The sequence below is a fragment of the Belliella alkalica genome (assembly GCF_022549785.1).
Lineage (GTDB): Bacteria > Bacteroidota > Bacteroidia > Cytophagales > Cyclobacteriaceae > Belliella > Belliella alkalica.
Map to the genome: position 1 here is coordinate 485,241 of NZ_JAKZGO010000001.1, position 18,619 is coordinate 503,859.

At 36.1% G+C, this 18,619-nt stretch carries 15 protein-coding genes; 5 read left to right on the forward strand and 10 right to left on the reverse strand.

Annotation, left to right across the window (positions count from 1 at the left end):
- The first annotated feature begins 24 nt into the window (after nt 1–24).
- The gene (locus MM213_RS01900; RefSeq protein WP_241409613.1) at nt 25–1,374 is read left to right on the forward strand and encodes a M20/M25/M40 family metallo-hydrolase; all 1,350 of its coding nucleotides are present in this window, start codon (nt 25–27) and stop codon (nt 1,372–1,374) included.
- A gap of 47 nt (nt 1,375–1,421) precedes the next feature.
- Here the strand turns inward: MM213_RS01900 and MM213_RS01905 are convergent, their stop codons facing one another.
- The 9 genes from MM213_RS01905 to MM213_RS01945 form a co-directional block, all read right to left on the reverse strand.
- Complete coding sequence (locus MM213_RS01905; protein ID WP_241409614.1) at nt 1,422–3,128, reverse strand: sodium:solute symporter family transporter; 1,707 nt, start codon at nt 3,126–3,128, stop codon at nt 1,422–1,424.
- 87 nt (nt 3,129–3,215) lie between these two features.
- The gene (locus MM213_RS01910; protein WP_241409615.1) at nt 3,216–5,675 is read right to left on the reverse strand and encodes a PIG-L family deacetylase; all 2,460 of its coding nucleotides are present in this window, start codon (nt 5,673–5,675) and stop codon (nt 3,216–3,218) included.
- 179 nt (nt 5,676–5,854) lie between these two features.
- Nucleotides 5,855–7,063, reverse strand: coding sequence for a tetratricopeptide repeat protein (locus MM213_RS01915; RefSeq protein WP_241409616.1), 1,209 nt, complete (start codon nt 7,061–7,063; stop codon nt 5,855–5,857).
- 14 nt (nt 7,064–7,077) lie between these two features.
- Nucleotides 7,078–9,627 carry a DNA gyrase subunit A gene (gene gyrA / locus MM213_RS01920; protein ID WP_241409617.1) on the reverse strand — a complete coding sequence of 850 codons (2,550 nt, stop codon included), beginning with the start codon at nt 9,625–9,627 and terminating at the stop codon, nt 7,078–7,080.
- Between the two features lie 93 nt (nt 9,628–9,720).
- Entirely contained in the window at nt 9,721–10,710 is a 990-nt protein-coding gene (locus MM213_RS01925; RefSeq protein ID WP_241409618.1) for a hypothetical protein, read from the reverse strand.
- 183 nt (nt 10,711–10,893) lie between these two features.
- On the reverse strand, nt 10,894–11,403 hold the full coding sequence (locus tag MM213_RS01930) for a hypothetical protein (RefSeq protein WP_241409793.1): 510 nt from the start codon (nt 11,401–11,403) through the stop codon (nt 10,894–10,896).
- Between the two features lie 156 nt (nt 11,404–11,559).
- A complete protein-coding gene (gene rpe / locus MM213_RS01935) occupies nt 11,560–12,213 on the reverse strand; it encodes a ribulose-phosphate 3-epimerase (RefSeq protein WP_241409619.1) in 654 nt (217 codons plus the stop codon).
- Between the two features lie 55 nt (nt 12,214–12,268).
- Nucleotides 12,269–13,915 carry a S8 family serine peptidase gene (locus MM213_RS01940; protein ID WP_241409620.1) on the reverse strand — a complete coding sequence of 549 codons (1,647 nt, stop codon included), beginning with the start codon at nt 13,913–13,915 and terminating at the stop codon, nt 12,269–12,271.
- Nucleotides 13,902–14,561, reverse strand: a complete 660-nt coding sequence (locus MM213_RS01945) for a hypothetical protein (RefSeq protein ID WP_241409621.1) — start codon at nt 14,559–14,561, stop codon at nt 13,902–13,904. The genes MM213_RS01940 and MM213_RS01945 overlap by 14 nt, the downstream gene beginning before the upstream one ends.
- 111 nt (nt 14,562–14,672) lie before the next feature.
- Here MM213_RS01945 and MM213_RS01950 point away from each other — a divergent pair, with 111 nt between their 5' ends.
- The 3 genes from MM213_RS01950 to MM213_RS01960 are packed head-to-tail and all read left to right on the forward strand — an operon-like array spanning nt 14,673 to nt 16,810.
- Nucleotides 14,673–15,299 carry a beta/alpha barrel domain-containing protein gene (locus MM213_RS01950; protein WP_241409622.1) on the forward strand — a complete coding sequence of 209 codons (627 nt, stop codon included), beginning with the start codon at nt 14,673–14,675 and terminating at the stop codon, nt 15,297–15,299.
- A 29-nt stretch (nt 15,300–15,328) separates the two neighbouring features.
- On the forward strand, nt 15,329–16,219 hold the full coding sequence (gene hemF, locus MM213_RS01955) for an oxygen-dependent coproporphyrinogen oxidase (protein WP_241409623.1): 891 nt from the start codon (nt 15,329–15,331) through the stop codon (nt 16,217–16,219).
- Nucleotides 16,220–16,231: 12 nt separating this feature from the next.
- Nucleotides 16,232–16,810, forward strand: coding sequence for a phosphatase PAP2 family protein (locus MM213_RS01960; protein WP_241409624.1), 579 nt, complete (start codon nt 16,232–16,234; stop codon nt 16,808–16,810).
- Nucleotides 16,811–16,928: 118 nt separating this feature from the next.
- On the opposite strand, the gene MM213_RS01965 is transcribed toward MM213_RS01960, so the two are convergent.
- Nucleotides 16,929–17,522: a riboflavin synthase gene (locus MM213_RS01965; RefSeq protein ID WP_241409625.1), complete on the reverse strand. Its 594-nt coding sequence runs from the start codon at nt 17,520–17,522 to the stop codon at nt 16,929–16,931.
- A 127-nt stretch (nt 17,523–17,649) separates the two neighbouring features.
- Here MM213_RS01965 and MM213_RS01970 point away from each other — a divergent pair, with 127 nt between their 5' ends.
- Complete coding sequence (locus MM213_RS01970; protein WP_241409626.1) at nt 17,650–18,318, forward strand: protein-L-isoaspartate(D-aspartate) O-methyltransferase; 669 nt, start codon at nt 17,650–17,652, stop codon at nt 18,316–18,318.
- Nucleotides 18,319–18,619 lie beyond the last annotated feature (301 nt).

Genomic DNA, 18,619 nt, shown 5'->3' on the forward strand with positions numbered 1-18,619 from the left:
GTTTCAAAATCACAAAAAGTCAAAATGAGAAAATTATTACCAATATTCGTTTATTTCATAGTTGCTACTCTTTCCGCCCAAACACAAATCATCAATAGAGATTCAGAAATCGAAAAAATGGTATCTGAGATTTCAGCTTCAAGCCTTGAACAATATGTTCGAGATTTAGCAGGTTTCAAAACAAGACATACACTCAGTGAGAAATCTAATAACCGCGGTATTTTGGCTTCTCAAAACTATGTTTTGGATCATTTCAAATCTTTTGAAAAAGAAGCTGATGGCAGACTATCATCTGAAATAGATTTTTTCACAATCCCTGCTGACAATCGCAGAATCCCAACAGATAGCCAATTAGGTAATGTGATTGCAACACTGAAAGGTTCCGATCCAAATGATGACAGGATTTTCATTATCATGGCACATATTGATAGTAGAGCTTTGGACGTAATGGATGCTAAAATTGATGCTCCTGGAGCAAATGATGATGGATCAGGAGTAGCTGCAATTATAGAATTGGTAAAAATCATGTCCAAAAAATCTTATCCTGCCACGATCAAATTTGTAGTGGTCAGCGGTGAAGAACAGGGTTTAAAAGGTGCTGAATATTTAGCAAAAAAAGCTAAGGCCGAAAATTGGAACCTTGTTGCCACATTGAACAATGACATGATAGGAAATAGTAGATCTTCCCAAACCGATCTAAGTGACAATACCAGAGTAAGGATTTTTTCTGAAGGAATTCCTATGGCCGAAACAGATCAAATGGCTGCCATTAGACGATATACCAATAGTGAAAATGATAGCAAATCAAGGCAGTTAGCTAGATACATGAAGGAAGTAGGTGAAAGATATGTTGACCAAATTGAAGTGAAACTTATCTATAGAAATGATAGGTTTTTGAGAGGTGGTGACCATACGCCATTCGCTAGAGAAGGATTTACAGCGATCAGAGTTTGTGAGATGAATGAAAACTACTATGCACAACATGAAAATGTGCGTGAAGAAGATGGAATTCAATATGGAGATCTTCCTGAGTTTATGGATTTCGAGTACATGCGCAAAATCACTGGAATCAATTTGGCTTCCCTTGCATATTTAGCAACTGCCCCATCAGAACCACAGATGGTTGGCATTGACGTGAGGCGCTTAAGCAATACATCAACGCTAAGATGGGATGCTCCAAAGACCGGAAAAGCCAAAGGTTATTATGTGTTGATTCGGGAAACAAGTGAATCTATTTGGACAAAGAAAATCTACACTGAAGATAATACACTTACCATTCCTTATTCAAAAGATAATTATTTCTTTGCAGTCCAATCTGTCGGAGAAAATGGGCATGAAAGCATGGCAGTGTTTCCACAGCCCATAACGAGATAAAACGAATTGAAAAAAACAAGACAACCCAAATTGGTCAATAGAAATTTCTATTTATTTCTATTGACCAATTGAATTAATGCCGCAAACAACATTACCAAAAGACATCCGACGGCATTGTACCACAAATACCCAATATCAATGTTTATCCCAAGCAATGACTCACCATTATGCCAATGGATTATCAGAATAACAGATTCGGCAAGCAATGCAGCGATAAACACAGCATTTCCTTTCACCCATTTCATGTAAAAACCAACCAAGAAAATCCCCAAAATTGTCCCATAAAACAAAGATCCTAGTAAATTGACTGCTTGAATAAGGTTCTCGAAAAGTGTCGCGTATGTTGCAAATAATATTGCAAATACTCCCCAAAAAGCCGTCAGCCATTTTGAAGACAACATATAGTGTCGATCTGAGCCTTTTTTGTTCAATGATCTTCTGTAAATATCAACAGTAGATGTAGAGCCCAAGGCATTCAATTCTGATGCTGTAGATGACATGGCTGCAGAAAAAATAACGGCAAAAAGCAACCCAATAATCCCCTTTGGCAAATAATCCATCACAAAGCGCATAAAAATATAATCTGTATCCCGCGTCTCTGCCCCAGAATCATTTTTTACGATCAAAGCTTTTACTTCATCTCTGATTTGTTCTTGCTTAGCAAAGCTTTCTTGCATAGCTGACTTTGCCTGCTCTATTCCAGTTACATCATCAGCCCTAACTGCTTCAAGCAGACTTTCAATACTTCCTGACTTTTCTGCAAATGCTTTGGAGAAGTCCTCTTCTAAACTTAAATAATCTGATTTAAACTGTGACTCTTCCAGTTTTTCTGTTTGAACCTTATTGAAAACAACAGGAGGTTGAAAAAACTGGTAAAAAACAAAAACCATGACTCCTATAAATAGGATTATGAACTGCATCGGTACTTTGAGAAGACCATTCATAATCAACCCCTTTCTACTTTGGGAAAGTGTTTTCCCAGTCAAATACCTTTGTACTTGTGATTGATCAGTTCCAAAATATGATAAAAACAAAAACAAGGCTGCAGTCATTCCAGACCAGAAATTATACCTATCTGACCAGTTAAAATCAAAATTCACAATATTCAACCGCTCCATTTTTCCTGCCACGTGCAAAGCTTCTGTGAATTTTACAGGAAGCATATTTATAACCAATATACCAGCTAGAATCATCCCTCCCATCATCACCATCATTTGTTGCTTTTGGGTAATTGAAACTGCCTTGGTGCCTCCAGAAACTGTATATACAATAACCAAAACTCCAATGAAAATATTTGTCAATGTAAGGTTCCATCCCAATAATGTGGATAGAATTATAGAAGGTGCATAAATCGTAATACCTGCTGCCAATCCTCTTTGCGTAAGAAAAAGCAATGCTGCCAATGTTCTGGTTTTTAGATCAAATCTATTTTCCAAAAACTCATATGCAGTGTAAACTTTAAGCTTGTAATAGATAGGAATAAAAGTGACTGATAAGATAATCATGGCTACTGGAAGCCCAAAATAAAATTGAATGAAACGCATCCCATCTTCGTAAGCCTGTCCAGGCGTACTCAAAAAAGTGATTGCTGAAGCCTGTGTTGCCATGATTGATAAACCAATAGTCCACCAATTCATATCACTATCACCTCGCAGGTAATTGTCCATGCTCTTAGGACCGTATGTTTTGTACACTCCATAGCCAACGATCAATGCAAGCGTTCCAAATAAAACTATCCAATCTAAATTGCTCATGAAAAAGCTTTGGTTAACCAGTAAAACAACCCAATTAAAACAAATAATGTAACTATCAATGCGATATACCAGTTATTCCAGTTGACTTTATTTTCCACTTGGTTGTTCGATTAAGTTTACAAATATCTTGATAGCTCCAGGAACTCCGGCTGGGAGTTGTCTGAACCAAGAGATCCCAGAGTAAGTATATGTTCCTTTACCATATTTGGTGTACAATAAAGATCCTTTACTTGCCTTTTCCCCCGGATCTTGCATCGTAAATGGTGTAGAATAATTAGAGTCCCAATCAGCAGTAAAGTAAAGTCCACGCTCTTGCACCCAGCCATCAAAATCTTTTTCTTTAACCTGGTTTGGAAAACGCATCAAAGGGTGATTGAAGTCTACTTCAACAGGAGATTCTTCCACTGTCACTCTATCTCTAGAAACTGAGAAAGGATAAGGCCCTAGTTCTCTAGTCAAAAGCGGCGAGGATGTGTTATACTGAACAATAACGTTACCTCCTTCTTTGACATATTCCATCAATTGATTCACGTTGTTGGCAAGCTCTTGGTTTGTATTGAAAGCTCTGATTCCAACTATAATTGTCTTGAATTCATTGAATTTATTTTTCCTAAGGTCTCCATTCTCCAAAAATGAAACTTGGTATCCCAAATTTTTCAAAACTTCGGGAACATCATCACCGGCCCCATTGATATATCCAATTTTTTGGCCACTGATTGAAATGTCCATTTTAATCAAGTCAAAAGAAGCATCTACAAAATAGGTGAGATTTGGAATATGTTTGTAAATTATACGTTTTGTGTCTTGAAAAAACACTCTATTATCATTCGATTCATAGGAAGCCAAAACAACTACTTTCTCTTGGTCAGAGTTCTTGATTTTTATCGTATAAATCTTCCTTTTTCTTCGATCATCAGTTTCCACTGTCAAAATTTCATATTGATCTTTTTTTAGCCCCTTCAACTTAATTTCACCGTCAAAGATTTTATCCCTAAAAGAAACCTCAACTTTAAGTTCAGGAATTGCACCTTCTACCAAGAACACACTAGACTTGTCAACATTGACATTTACTTCTGGCACCAATGTAAATGGCTGATTGATTTCTCCATCTACTTGATCATTATATTTATAACTGAGTGGTAGATTTAGGTTAATTTTCTCTCCTTCAATTTCAGTAAGTAAATTCAATTCAATCGTTGATTGATTGATTGGAGGTCCAATTTTCATTGGATCTCTAATATCAAATAAACTGTTGTTAATAGGATTTTCTAACCAAAATGGTTGTGATACAGGGAATTCTGAAGGAATTTGAAGTTTGATTGATTTATTCACAGGCTGATTGTCAACTGCATTTTGATCTAATTTCAAATTCAAAAAAGAATTTGTTGCTTCAATTAATCTTAGCCTTTTATTTGATGGATTGTTAAAAATCAACTCTGCATCTATAGTTTCACCAGGGAATCCTATTTCCTTTTTAATTACAAATTCTGCCTTGACTCCAAGCGCACCTAAAATCAATTCATCAATTAGCTTTTTCTTTTCCAAAAACCACAAATCCTCTGATTTTGATTGCTTTAAAAGTCTCTTTATTATCAAAAAATTCACGACATTTTGCTCTGGACTGATAAAATCAAAATCTTCAATCGCTTTATTGATTGATTTTTGAATTTGCTCACCATCCTCAATTTGCAACCATCTATTTGGAATTCCTTCAAAAGGATTATCCTTAAAATTTTCTCCTTTAATCTGTTCAATAAAATCCTTACCCGCACCAATCTGAGAAGTAGAGCCAAATCCTTGTGATTTATGCATGGTACGACTGTTAGCTGCTATTTGAGAATAAGTAATCCCCAATAAAGGGTTATAATCCCCTACAGGGAAAATATGATAGCTTTTACCGTCTTCAGGTTCATATTGGCCACCCCAATTGTAAGCATTCCAAAAAAGTCTTTTTGCATTCCAAGTGTTGGTAAGCTCCAATTGATCTTTGAAATAAAGTGGATCTCCAGAGATGTCAAATGCTTCTGAGGATAATATCGCGGAAGTAGTATGATGTCCGTGTGTCGTTCCTGGAATAGTGTTAAATCTATTAATAATGATATCGGGTTGAAAATTCCTGATAATCCAAACGACATCTGAAAGCAGTTTCTCTTTATCCCAATTGTTCAAGGTTTCATCAGGGTTTTTACTAAAACCAAAATCAAGCGCGCGGGAGAAAAATTGTCTCCCCCCATCAGTTTCCCTTGCTTTCAACAATTCATGGGTCCTTATCAATCCAAGCTCAATTCCTAGCTCTTTACCAATTAGATTTTGCCCTCCATCACCCCTAGTAAGCGACAAATAGGCAACTTGGGCATGTTCTCCATTGGCTAGATAAGAGATCAGCCGTGTATTTTCATCATCAGGATGTGCCGCCACAAAAAGTATTCTCTTCGTCTCTTTAAGCGTCAGCAGGTCATGATAAAGTTTAGAGGAAGGATTCTGAGCAAAAACTTGAAGTAATAAAAAACCAAACACTGTGGTCAATAGACTGGCACGTTTCAACATATGGATTTATTGTTTAATGGGTAAAATTTAGTGTTTGTATCAAACTTATAAAAACTATTTTTTATTAAAGGGATTTCAACAATGTAAATATTCTTATTGGGAGATTTTTGGTAACTAAAAAACCAAAAAAAAAGCTACCATGCGGTAGCTTTTTTCTATAGTATTTAAAATTACTAAAATTAACCTTCCATCCAGTTTTCGCCCAAAATGGATATCAATTTTTGGTTATATTTTTCAGCTTCTTCTTTATTATCTAATCTTGTATGGATTTGAAACAATGTCTCTAATATCTCTGTAGAATCAGGCTTCAATTCAGAAGCTTTTGTGAAATAGACAATTGATTCTTTATAAAGATCTTCTGCTTCTTTGTTCATCGCATCAGACTTCTTCTCCCACTCTTCATCTGACAAACTACCTACTTCATTAAGGATCGTTCTTGCTTTTTCTATGAAGATTGCTCCAGCATAATAATTACCTTCAAAGAAGTCAGGATCTGCTGCAACAGATTTCTTGTACTGAACCAAAGCTCCATCCAAGTCACCAGATTGCTCAAGTAAGTATCCATATCTCAAAAGAATACCCGTATTCTCTGGGTCATTTTTTAAAGCTTCAACAACAGAACTCATGGCTTCATCCATTTTGTCTAGCTGTAACAAAAACTGAATTTCAAACTCAGCCAAAGTTTTATCAGTAGGATCTTCTTCTTTTGCTAATTTCACTAATCTATAAGCCTCTTCTGGATCTTTATCAATTGAACTTGCAATCTGAATCAAGAAATAATAAGTGTTTAGCTTGTTATACTCTTCGATTTCAAGCAATCTATTGAAGTAAACCTTTGCTTCCTCTGTCTTATCTAATTGATTAGCCAAATATCCAGCATTGAAGTTCATGGTAGTATCTTGAGGACTGATATCACTTGCTAAAGCAAAGTATTCATATGCCATCTCTAGATTATCTTCTTCATAAGTAGCGATAGCTTTATTAAATGTCGCATTTTTAAGTGTTTCGATACCAAAAGATCTCAAATTATCTGGCATTCCAGGAAGATCATCTTTCCATAGATCCTTACCAACCTTACTACTCTTATCGTTGTTGATCATTTCCATTGTTTTGGAAAATGTCGAAAATGCATCGCGACCTAGAGTAACGGTAGACATTTCATTTTCGTCAGCAGTGTCAAACATCTTCGTTTGAATCTGACCTTTCAAAAAGATCGTGGAAGGATCATCTTTTGTCTCAGGGTCAGATAATGCCTCTTCAACTTCTGTTAAAGCAGTAGTCAACTCTCCTTTTTTGTAGTTTTTTTCAGCAGATTTCAACACTTTTTTCTGTGCGAAACTAACTGTGACAAAACCTACTAATGCTAATGATAAGATTAACTTTTTCATTTTGTTCTTTTTTCTTAATTGTTTGGTTCTTCGGTTACATTGTTTTCTGAATCTGGGCTATCATCTTGATTTGATCCTTCTTCTGGATTGATCAAATCCAATTCCTCCTCAGTTTCTTCTTCTTTTTTGATTTTTTCTACTGAAGAAATTTCATCATTTTCTCCAAGCTTGATAAGCCTCACACCTTGAGTAGCTCTACCCATTACCCTAAGGTTTGAAACGGGAGTTCTTATAGTGATTCCTGACTTATTGATAATCATCAAATCATCTGTGTCAACTACTTCTTTAATTGCAACCAGACTTCCGGTTTTTTCAGTGACACTCATTGCTTTAACTCCTTTCCCTCCTCTATTTGTGATTCTGTAGGCATCAAGCTCTGAGCGCTTTCCGTAACCTTTTTCTGATACAACCAATAGCGTTGCATCTTCTCTGGAGGCACATACCATGCCAATTACATGGTCATTAACATCTGTTAACTTAATTGCTTTTACACCTGTAGCGGTCCTGCCCATCGGTCTGACAGTCGATTCATGGAAATGAATAGCTCTACCTGATTTGGCTGCAATGATAATATGGGAATCTCCATTGGTCATTTCAACTTGCATCAGTTGATCTTCATCCCTGATATTCAATGCTATAATACCGTTAGTTCTCGGTCTTGAATACTGCTCTAAAGTGGTTTTTTTGATGATCCCTTTTTTGGTAACCATCACTAGGAAATTATTGTTTATATAATCCTCATCCCCTAAGTCTCCTACTTGAATTATTGACCTAATTCTATCTTCCGATGTAATGTTGATCAAATTTTGAATAGGTCTGCCTTTCGAAGCTTTGGAACCTTCCGGGATCGCATATGTTTTCAACCAGAATAACTTTCCTAAATCCGTAAAAATCAAAAGATAATTATGAGTCGAAGCTGTGAAAAGGTATTCAGTCCAATCATCATTCTTGGTAGTAGCACCTCTTGAACCAACTCCTCCTCTACTTTGTGTTCTATACTCAGTCAATGCTGTCCTTTTGATATAACCTTCGTGGGAAACTGTAATTACAACTTCCTCATTTGGAATCATGTCTTCATAACTGAAATCTTCCGCATTGTGTTCGATTTCGGTTCTTCTGTCATCAGCATATCTTTGTTTGATCTCTGCAAGTTCATCTTTGATGATTTGCATACGCTTATCCTCATTTGCAAGAATTTCTTTCAACTCTTCAATAAGAAGCATGATCTGATCATATTCTTCCTGGATCTTCTCTCTCTCCATGCCTGTAAGGCGCTGAAGTCTCATGTCCAAAATTGCTCTTGCTTGAATTTCACTCAATTCAAAGCGTTCCATCAAACCATTTCTGGCAGTCTCAGGATCTCTTGAACTTCTGATCAAAGAAATTACTTCATCAAGGTTATCCAAAGCAATTAAATAACCTAACAAAATATGGGCTCTTTTTTCCGCTTCTCTCAGTTCATATTCAGTCCTTCTAATGACAACTTCGTGACGGTGATTGACATAATGTACAATCATGTCTTTCAGGTTCAAAGTATAAGGTCTTCCTTTAACTAAGGCTACGTTATTTACTGAAAATGAAGTTTGTAACTGAGTCTGTTTGTAAAGATTATTCAATACCACATTTGAAATGGCATCTCTCTTCAGTTCATAAACAATCCGCATTCCTTGTCTATCAGATTCATCTCTGATAGCAGAAATACCATCTATTTTTTTCTCTGTAATCAGCTGGGCGGTCTTCTCGATCATATTGGCTTTGTTCACCAAATATGGGATCTCAGAGATGATGATCATCTCCTTGCCACTATCTTTAGTCTCTATTCCAGCTTTACCGCGTACGATTATCCTTCCTCTTCCCGTTTCAAAAGCAGCTTTGACACCATTATATCCATAGATAATCCCACCTGTAGGGAAATCTGGAGCTACAATAAACTCCATCAATTCGGAAATAGTGATGTCTCTATTATCGATGTAAGCGGTGATGCCATCTACAATTTCTCCTAGATTGTGTGGAGCCATATTTGTGGCCATACCTACTGCAATTCCAGATGCGCCATTCAATAGAAGGGCAGGGATTTTTGCAGGTAATACAACAGGCTCCTTCAAGGAATCATCAAAGTTCAATTGAAAATCAACAGTTTCTTTATTGATATCAATCAAAAGCTCTTCTGCGATTCTTTTTAACCTTGCTTCTGTGTAACGCATCGCGGCTGGATTATCTCCATCCACAGAACCAAAGTTACCCTGACCATCCACCAAAGGATATCTCAAAGACCAAGGTTGCGCCATACGAACCATTGTTTCATATACTGCAGAGTCACCATGTGGGTGGTACTTACCTAGTACCTCACCAACGATTCTAGCTGATTTTTTAAAGGATTTGTTATGTAAAACGCCTAGTTCTTGCATTCCGAAGAGTATTCTTCTATGAACAGGCTTTAGTCCGTCTCGGACATCTGGAAGTGCTCTGGAAACAATAACCGACATCGAATAATCGATGTAGGCTCCACGCATTTCGTCTTCAATGTTAATCGGTATGATATTCTCTCTTTCTCCTTGAGCCATATTTATCTATTCTCAATAAGCTTGCAAGATAATAAAAAGATAACGGTTTTAAAATATGATTTTACACTCAAAAAGGGGGAATTTAAATAAGTTTTAATACCACTGACCCACTCTTCTGTTTTGGAGATTGAATATGGAACTACCTCTATACTCAACCCCGTCATGTAAGTGCTTCATTACCACACCACAACCTTGTACTTTGCACCTTTTTGTCCCTGGAAGACTTATGGAAAGGCCAACTTGAGCGCCGTACAAAGTCTGTTTAATATTTTGAAATTCTTCAATATTTGTGCCCTCAAATGATAAATTTCTAAATTCTGCTCCGGTTTTAACAAAAAATCGTGCATATTCAGAAAACTGCCTTTCTATTCTAAAAGCAATTCCATAATAAGGCTCATTATTATTTACCAAACGAGAATCTGGTGATTTACGAACTATCAAACTCCCATACTCGCCTTCCAAGATAAATCTCCAAGGATAATTTTGACGAATCCTTTGATTTTTTTCAGACTGCATGTATATATTCTGAGAAGAATATCTACGGTATTTCCATTTCAGAAAACTTGCTCGTTTTTTTGCATCATATAGAACCAAACCTAAATTTCCATATAGCTTGTCGAAAGTATAGGAACTATTTTGGAACTCAAATCTATAATCAGAACCTTGCAAATTATTTATATTCCCAATTTCCCGTCCGTATCCGCCCCCCAAAATAAATAGGTTAAATACATTCAGCTTTACTCCCAAATTGATAGGGACACCAAAACCACTACCATCAAACTTCGTGATTTCATCGACGGGTATTTCTGTCGTATTTTCTATATTTTGAAATTGGCTTATTGGATATTCACTAGGGTTAGCGGATAAAAAATCCATATTGTTATGTAGATAACTACCTCCTGAAGATAATTCAAAACTAAAATTGCTAATTCCCTTTCTGAAAACATTCCCAATATTACTTTCACTCATTCTTCCACGCTTTACTCTCGTATCAATTCCGAAAATATCATCTTGCTGTGCTTGTATTTCTATGATGGTAAGCAAAAAGATTGATGATAGTAGAAGTATTGACTTAAGATTCATAGATTTACTATAATTGATGACAAGAAAGCATTCATTGAAAGGATGAAGATATTCGAAATAACCATAATTTTAAATACATCGTTCGATTAAATAACGAGGTTTGAACAAAATAAATACTCTTTAGACATAAAAAAAGGAGATTTTCAAATTGAAAATCTCCTTTTTTTATGATGTTATGAAAAATTACATATCCGTAACAGGCTCTTGTCCTTCTTCAGCATTTTTCTTTTTCATTTCTGCAATCATAGTATCCACTTTTTCTTTAACTTCTGGATTTTCTTTGATTGCTTTGTTCACTTTGTTGTAAGTCGCTGCTCCCAAAACATCTGCGTCCATAATTAGATCAGTTTTGTATTCTCTTGCAGACTCACCAATAGAACCAATAAAATCTTGAATTCTCTGATATTCTGCTTTCTCCTCTTCAGTGATATTAATTTCAGCTAATTTTTCATCGTTACCCCAAGCAGCTTTGATTTCATTATACCTTGCTCCTCCGCCTTCGATTATTTCATTTGATTTGATCATATCTTCCATTTCAGCTTGCTTGCCTGCTATAAATGCAGCAAAATTAGCTTCCATGGCAGCAAATTTCATCATCTCTTCTTCGGTAACTTCCTCGGACTCATCTTGTGCATTGACTTGCACACTCATCATACCTAACATTAAGAAGGCTAATACAAATACTCTTTTCATCATGACAATAGATTTTAATTTAGTTTTATATTCAAAAACGATCCTCTAATAAAACGTTAAAAGACCATTTTACCAAAAAAATATGCAAAAGATGTGCCTTAAATATTGTTAAAAGGTAATTATTTTTGATTAAAGGATTCTTTATGATGTTTTAAACTAATCAATCTTTTTTAGTTTTTCTATGGTTGACAAAGGATCAGACGAAGAAAACACAAAGCTTCCTGCTACTAAAACATCGGCTCCTGCTGCTCTCAACAATGGTGCATTACTTTCATTTACACCTCCATCAATTTCTATTTCAGTTTCTGCACCATTTTCGATGATTATTTCTTTTAGCCTCTTTACTTTGGCATAAGTATTTTCGATAAATTTCTGTCCTCCAAATCCAGGATTGACAGACATGATACAAACCAAGTCAATATCCATAATGACATCTTTCAACAGCTCTACAGATGTATGTGGATTAATGGCTACTCCAGCCTTACAGCCCAACTGCTTGATTCCCTGTAAAGTTCTATGCAAATGAGTACAAGCTTCGTAATGAACAGAAATAATGGCTGCTCCAGCATTTTTAAATGCTTCCAGGTATTGATCTGGGTTGACTATCATAAGGTGAACATCCAATGGTTTTTTTGCATGTTTATTTACTGCTTCGGTGACTGGTATCCCAAAAGAAATATTTGGTACAAATACACCATCCATTATATCCACATGGATGTAATCAGCTTCTGAAACATTGATCATTTCGATCTCTTTTTGCAAGTTGGCAAAATCAGATGCAAGTATAGAAGGGGCTATTTTAACTGACATTATTGTTTTAGTAGGGTTTTTATCCTGCAAAGGAAATAAAAAAGAGTTTAGCCCCCTATCTTTTTATTAATTTTGTCCTTTTGACATCTCTGCCAGACTGAAGTTCCAATAAATATACACCTTTTACCAAAGTAGGTAAACTGACCGTAAAAGGGTTATTATTTGAATCCCTAGAAATTTCACTATCTAAAATCACACTTCCATTTACGTCAAATAGTCTAATTGCAATCTGATTTGACAGTCCGAAATTTATAAAGAGCTCTTGTCCTTCATTGGGATTTGGATAGATTTTCCAATCTTCAACCTCCCCTTTTTCTTCGACTGATAGAATCTCTCCATAATAAGCCCTTGCAAAATCAGGAATCCCATACCCCAATTCATTATCAGGATTCTCTGCTTGTGATCCACTTTTTATTAAAGCATCGATCAATTGATTCTTGGTCCAATCTGGCTTCGCCTGCCATAGTCCAGCTGCTAAAGCTGTTATCTGTGGCGCCGAAAAAGATGTGCCATTGCCTGGACTTACAGTTCCGTTTGATCTAATCAAAAATGCTCCCCTACCGAATGTGACTAATTCAGGTTTCAAATCACCCAATGCATTAGGTCCTTGAGAGCTGAAATTTGCACGCTTGAATTCAATATCTACTGCACCGATAGACAAAATCCCTTTTGCATCTGCAGGCGCTGTGATGGACTGCCCTCCTCTACTGCCATAGTTCCCTACACTATTGACTACCAATATCCCTTTTTGCCCAGCTATGAAAGCGGCTTGTGAAATAACTGCGGTGGCACCATCGAGATCTTCGGCAAAATAATCCATTCTTGGGTCATCAAAATCTAAATAACCCAATGATGAATTAATGATATCTACCCCTAAACTGTCAGCAAACTCGGCTGCTTTTAGCCAATTGTATTCTTCTATCCTATATTCTGAAAACACATCTTCTGTAATACAAAGAATATAACTTGCATCCGGAGCTCCAGACACTAAAAGTTGTGGCATATTAGCACCAATTAGCGATAGGACATTTGTGCCGTGTTGGTGTCTAGTATAAACATCTGCATTTCTCAAATTTATAAAATCCCTTGTAGCAACAATCTGGTTATTTTCAAACAAATGCTTAAATCCATCGATTTTATCTACTCCTAAAAATCCTCCATCAAAAACTGCTATCGTGACCCCTTTTCCTGTAAATCCCTCTTCATGCATTTGCTGTATACCTAATAGAGAATTTTGAAAATCATAAACTTCATTGCTTGATTTCCTTGAAACATTTTTTAATTCTAGATTTTGAATATTTGCTCTTTTATCTCTTCGGTGAATCCTTCCGCCATTGTTTGAAATAGGTGAAACAAATTCCACTTTTTCAACAAAATCAAAACCAGAAATCACATCAACTTGATCCTGACTAGCTATGACTAGTGAGGCATTCATCCACTTTGTGTTATAGATCAATTCCATTGAATTTTCCAAAATTTGCGCTTCATACTTTTTGGAAATTGGAAGATCCAAGCTGTCTAGAGGAATGCTTTGCTTGACTCTTCTTTCAAGCGATTTTGTAGTTAAAAATCCAGTGCCATCCTCCAAACTAAATTGATCTTGGGGTTTGTATTTATAATGAACTGCATATTTTCCCTGTCCATTCGAAAAATGGAAAACCAAAGCGAAAAATATTGAAAAAAGGAATCTAATTTTTCCCATAATTGATAATCCTTAAATGTCTCAAACTGCCTGAATCTATCAACTCCTGACCCAAACAATCATTTCGGGAACAATATGTAAACACCTCAAAATATTGCTCTATCATTCCAATACCCTTAGCATAAACTTCATACCTATTATCCCGAAAAGTGATTTTATCATCTTCTTGACTTTGTAAAACCTGAACAACTTGTGAGTAGTTAGTTTGCCCAAGCTGGTAAATTCCTAAGAGACTTACATTGAACATCTCAGGCTGTCTCGAAGAATAAACTCGCCCATCCCAAGATTTGTTGAGACGAGGTGGAAAAGAAAAGGTGACAACTCTTTCATTTTCTTGCATTCTGACCAACGCTTGATTTCTAACTAATAACGAATAATTCCCTTCAATCAGCCAATCTATCCTATCATTAGATTTTTCTCTCAATACTACAAAAACCTCTTCTCCCGCTTCATTGATATAGGAATAATCAATTTTATCCCTAAAAAAATAGGCAAACTCCTCAGAATCATTTTCACCAAATACTATCCTTTCTTCTACTTCATATTCCCAAAACAGACCAATATCCAAAGGTTGATAATCATAACCCAAATCCACGTTCACATCATCCATTTCTCTACAAGAAAACAGACCTATTGCAACAACCAATAAATAAAGTTTAATCAAATATCGCATAGAAGCATACTAACAAGGGGCTAAAAATACATTTTTCGGGCGAAATCTTTTACCTTCGTATCTATAAAATCAACAATACTTGTCATGTCACTAAAAACTTTTGTAAAAATAAGCAACATCAATAACCTAAGCGATGCCAGATATTGTGCGGGAATGTATGTTAACTTGATGGGATTCAGCCTTGAAGAAAACAATAAAAACTTCATCTCCCCTGAAAAGTTCAAGGAAATCACAGATTGGTTGTCAGGTTTGGAATATGTTGCAGAGTTTGAAGAAAGTCACCCAGATACTATCTTGGAAATTGTAAAAGCCTACCCAGAGATAAATTATCTGGAAATTCAAGAAGAAATCCATCTAAAAATGCTCGTAAATTCAAGTTTCGGATTGATTTTGAAATGTAAAGTTGAGGATTTAGATACAATCGATGATCTAATCTCCAAGTCAAAGTCGTATGCTGATTTCGGAGTAACCGTACATTTGGTAAGTGACACCTTGGAATTAGACGAAGCTACATCCTTAAAAATCAAAGAACTTGCAGAAAAATGCCAAGTTCTCTTGGGATTTGGGCTGGATGCATCGACAATCGAAGAAGTGTTAGGCAAAACCAAAGTAAAGGGAATATCTCTAGAAGGTGGAGATGAAATCAAGCCAGGCTTGAAAGATTTTGATGAACTGGCGGATATTTTGGAAGTGTTGGAGTTGGAGGACTGATTTTAGATTTAAGATTGAAAAAAAATAAAATGAACAAGGATCAAATCGCAAATGATTTCAAAAAGATCCAAGACCATATCTGTAAAGAATTGGAATTGGCAGATGGGAAAGCAATCTTCAAAGAAGATCTTTGGAAACGCCAAGAAGGTGGTGGTGGGAGAACCCGAATAATCCAAAATGGAAATATCATTGAAAAAGGAGGCGTTGCTTTTTCGGCTGTAGAAGGACCTACACCAGACAAAATCCTTCAAAAACTGAATCTTGAGAAATCTGATTTTTTTGCAACTGGTGTATCAATTGTAATCCACCCAGAGAGTCCAATGGTGCCTATCATTCACATGAACATTCGATATTTTGAAATGAGTAATGGTGTGAATTGGTTTGGAGGAGGTATTGATTTGACTCCACATTATGTGGATGAAGAAGATGCCAAATTTTTCCATCAAGCTATAAAAGACACTTGTGATCATTTTGATGAAAGCTATTATCCAAAGTTCAAAAAATGGGCAGATGATTATTTTTTCATCAAACACAGAAATGAAACAAGAGGAATTGGTGGTATCTTCTTTGACCGATTGACCTCCAAAGATTCTGAAGAGATGAATGGAATTTTTGAATTTGTAAAAGCTATAGGCTATTTATTCCCGAAGGTTTACACACATTTCATGAAGAAAAATCATCAGATCCCTTATGGAAAGAATGAAAAAAGTTGGCAAGCGCTCAGAAGGGGGCGATATGTTGAGTTCAATTTGGTCTGGGATGCAGGTACAAAATTCGGTCTGGACACCAATGGAAGAACAGAAAGTATTTTGATGAGTATGCCTCCGTTAGCAAGTTGGGAATATATGCATCAAGTGGAGTCCGGTTCAAAAGAAGCCAATACACTGGAATTGTTGACAAAAGGAATAGATTGGGTTTAATAATTGATGACAATGGTAGAAAGTTTAAAATCTTGGGACGAAAGCTTGTTTATATACCTGAATGGTTTTCATACTGACTTTTTAGATCCGATTGTTTTTCAACTAACCCAAACCATCCCTTGGATACCATTGTATTTATTTTTGACTTTTCTTGTTGTAAAAAAGTTTGGTAAGCAATCCTGGTGGGTTTTCATTAGTATAGGGCTTACTATCCTGATAGCGGACCAATTTACATCAGGCTTTATGAAACCTTTCTTCGAGCGTCTCAGGCCCTGTCATGACCCGAGGTGGGAAGGAATAGTCCATAATTTTGGTAAATGCGGTGGCTTGTATGGATTTGCATCCTCGCATGCGTCCAATAGTTTTGGCATTGCCACCATAATGGCTCTAACCCTGACAGATCGTTTTCAGGCAGTAAAATGGCTTTTCCTTTGGGCAGCATTATTTTCATATACAAGGATCTATCTTGGTGTACATTATCCAGCAGATGTTATTGTGGGAGCTTCCGTTGGGACTATAGGCGCATATTTATCATATCAGATCGGACTGTTTTTGAATTCCAAAATATCTGCAAAAACAGTCCAAAGTTAAGTTTCACTACAGTTGACCAAGCTATAGAGTAATATTTTTAACTCACAAATTCTCTTGTTATTGATCATCCTAAATTGCGGAAACACCCGTAAAATTATGATTTGATCTAAAACGTCAATCAGGAGGAGTAACCTCTAATTATTCTCTGAATGTACTTTCCGATCACGTCAAACTCCAAGTTCACTTCATTGCCGATTTGTAATTGATGGAAATTTGTGAATTCATAGGTATATGGAATAATTGCAACTGAAAAACTTCCGTTTTTTGAATTGAAACAAGTTAAGCTTGTTCCGTTTATTGTGATTGATCCTTTTTCGACAGTGACATTCCCAAGGTTTGGATCAAAGGAAAAATCAAAAATCCAAGAGCCATCCTGCTCAGAAATACCATCTACTCTACCTACTTGATCTACATGGCCTTGTACTATATGCCCGTCAAACCTTCCATTTGCAGGCATGCATCTTTCGATGTTTACCTTTTTACCTACTTCCCAATTTTTAAGACTCGTTTTTTTCAATGTCTCATCGATTGCTGTAACTTTGTAAACCTCTCCTTCTATTGCCACAACAGTGAGGCAAACCCCATTGTGAGCGACAGATTGGTCAATTTTCAATTCGTTTGTAATTGATGAATGAATAAAAAAATGAAAATTAGTACCTTCTTTTTCTATTTTCTGTATAACCCCAAGGGTCTCAATGATTCCTGTAAACATTTTTTCTAATATTGTTCCTGAATAATTCAGATTATAAACTTTCAAATGGAAATTGCTTCAAATTAAGCCATTTTAAACATTAACTTAGCAGTCTCAATTAAAGTTTCTAAAATATTCATTTATATCAATGCTCAGACTTGAGGATACTTATAGACATAAGGGTCAAAGAAATGCCTTAGTAAAATTACTGGAAAAAAAAGGTATAAAAGACGGCAATGTATTGCAAGCAATTAATACGATTCCCCGCCATTTTTTTTTCGACACTGCTTTGGATTCACATGCTTATGAGGACAAAGCATTCCCAATAGGCGAAGGTCAGACTATTTCACAACCCTATACTGTCGCTTTTCAATCAGAATTGCTGGAAGTAAAGTCAGGTGACAAAATCTTGGAAATAGGAACAGGGTCAGGATATCAAGCAGCTATCCTCCATCTACTTGGAGCGGAAGTACACAGCATAGAGTATCAAAAGAAGCTATTTGACAAAACAAAAAAATTCCTTACCAAATTAGGCATTCCAATTAACTTCTATTACGGTGATGGTTCGCAAGGTATTCCTACAAAGGCTCCATTTGATAAAATCATTGTTACTGCAGGAGCTCCAGTGGTACCAAACTCCCTTCTCAAACAATTGAAAGTCGGGGGTATTTTGGTAATTCCTGTTGGAGATAGAAACACCCAAAAGATGATGAAGCTATTCAAAAAAACCGAAAGAAAGATTATCCAAGAAGAATTTGACAATTTTGCTTTTGTTCCCCTACTAGGCGAGGAAGGTTGGAGAAGTCAGTCGCTTTAATGACAAGATTGGAAGATTGGAAGGTTGGTTTGAAAGTTGCAAAGTTGGAAGGTTTGAAAGTTGGGGGATAGTTGATTGAGTTGTTGGAGGATTAGAAGATTGGAAGATTGGAAGGTTGGTTTGAAAGTTGCAAAGTTGAAAGGTTTGAAAGTTGGGGGATAGATGATTGAGTTGTTGGAGGATTAGAAGATTAGTATTTTGGAAGATTGGAAAATTGGTTTGAAAGTTGCAAAGTTGGAAGGTTTGAAAGATGGGGGTAGTTGATTGAGTTGTAGGAAGATTGAATGCCAATATTTTAATA

Bases quoted from the DNA above. Each gene is read 5' to 3' on its own strand.
- MM213_RS01900 (WP_241409613.1), top strand. From the start codon at position 25: ATGAGAAAATTATTACCAATATTCGTTTATTTCATAGTTGCTACTCTT.
- MM213_RS01905 (WP_241409614.1), bottom strand. From the start codon at position 3,128: ATGAGCAATTTAGATTGGATAGTTTTATTTGGAACGCTTGCATTGATC.
- MM213_RS01910 (WP_241409615.1), bottom strand. From the start codon at position 5,675: ATGTTGAAACGTGCCAGTCTATTGACCACAGTGTTTGGTTTTTTATTA.
- MM213_RS01915 (WP_241409616.1), bottom strand. From the start codon at position 7,063: ATGAAAAAGTTAATCTTATCATTAGCATTAGTAGGTTTTGTCACAGTT.
- gyrA (WP_241409617.1), bottom strand. From the start codon at position 9,627: ATGGCTCAAGGAGAAAGAGAGAATATCATACCGATTAACATTGAAGAC.
- MM213_RS01925 (WP_241409618.1), bottom strand. From the start codon at position 10,710: ATGAATCTTAAGTCAATACTTCTACTATCATCAATCTTTTTGCTTACC.
- MM213_RS01930 (WP_241409793.1), bottom strand. From the start codon at position 11,403: ATGAAAAGAGTATTTGTATTAGCCTTCTTAATGTTAGGTATGATGAGT.
- rpe (WP_241409619.1), bottom strand. From the start codon at position 12,213: ATGTCAGTTAAAATAGCCCCTTCTATACTTGCATCTGATTTTGCCAAC.
- MM213_RS01940 (WP_241409620.1), bottom strand. From the start codon at position 13,915: ATGGGAAAAATTAGATTCCTTTTTTCAATATTTTTCGCTTTGGTTTTC.
- MM213_RS01950 (WP_241409622.1), top strand. From the start codon at position 14,673: ATGTCACTAAAAACTTTTGTAAAAATAAGCAACATCAATAACCTAAGC.
- hemF (WP_241409623.1), top strand. From the start codon at position 15,329: ATGAACAAGGATCAAATCGCAAATGATTTCAAAAAGATCCAAGACCAT.
- MM213_RS01960 (WP_241409624.1), top strand. From the start codon at position 16,232: ATGGTAGAAAGTTTAAAATCTTGGGACGAAAGCTTGTTTATATACCTG.
- MM213_RS01965 (WP_241409625.1), bottom strand. From the start codon at position 17,522: ATGTTTACAGGAATCATTGAGACCCTTGGGGTTATACAGAAAATAGAA.
- MM213_RS01970 (WP_241409626.1), top strand. From the start codon at position 17,650: ATGCTCAGACTTGAGGATACTTATAGACATAAGGGTCAAAGAAATGCC.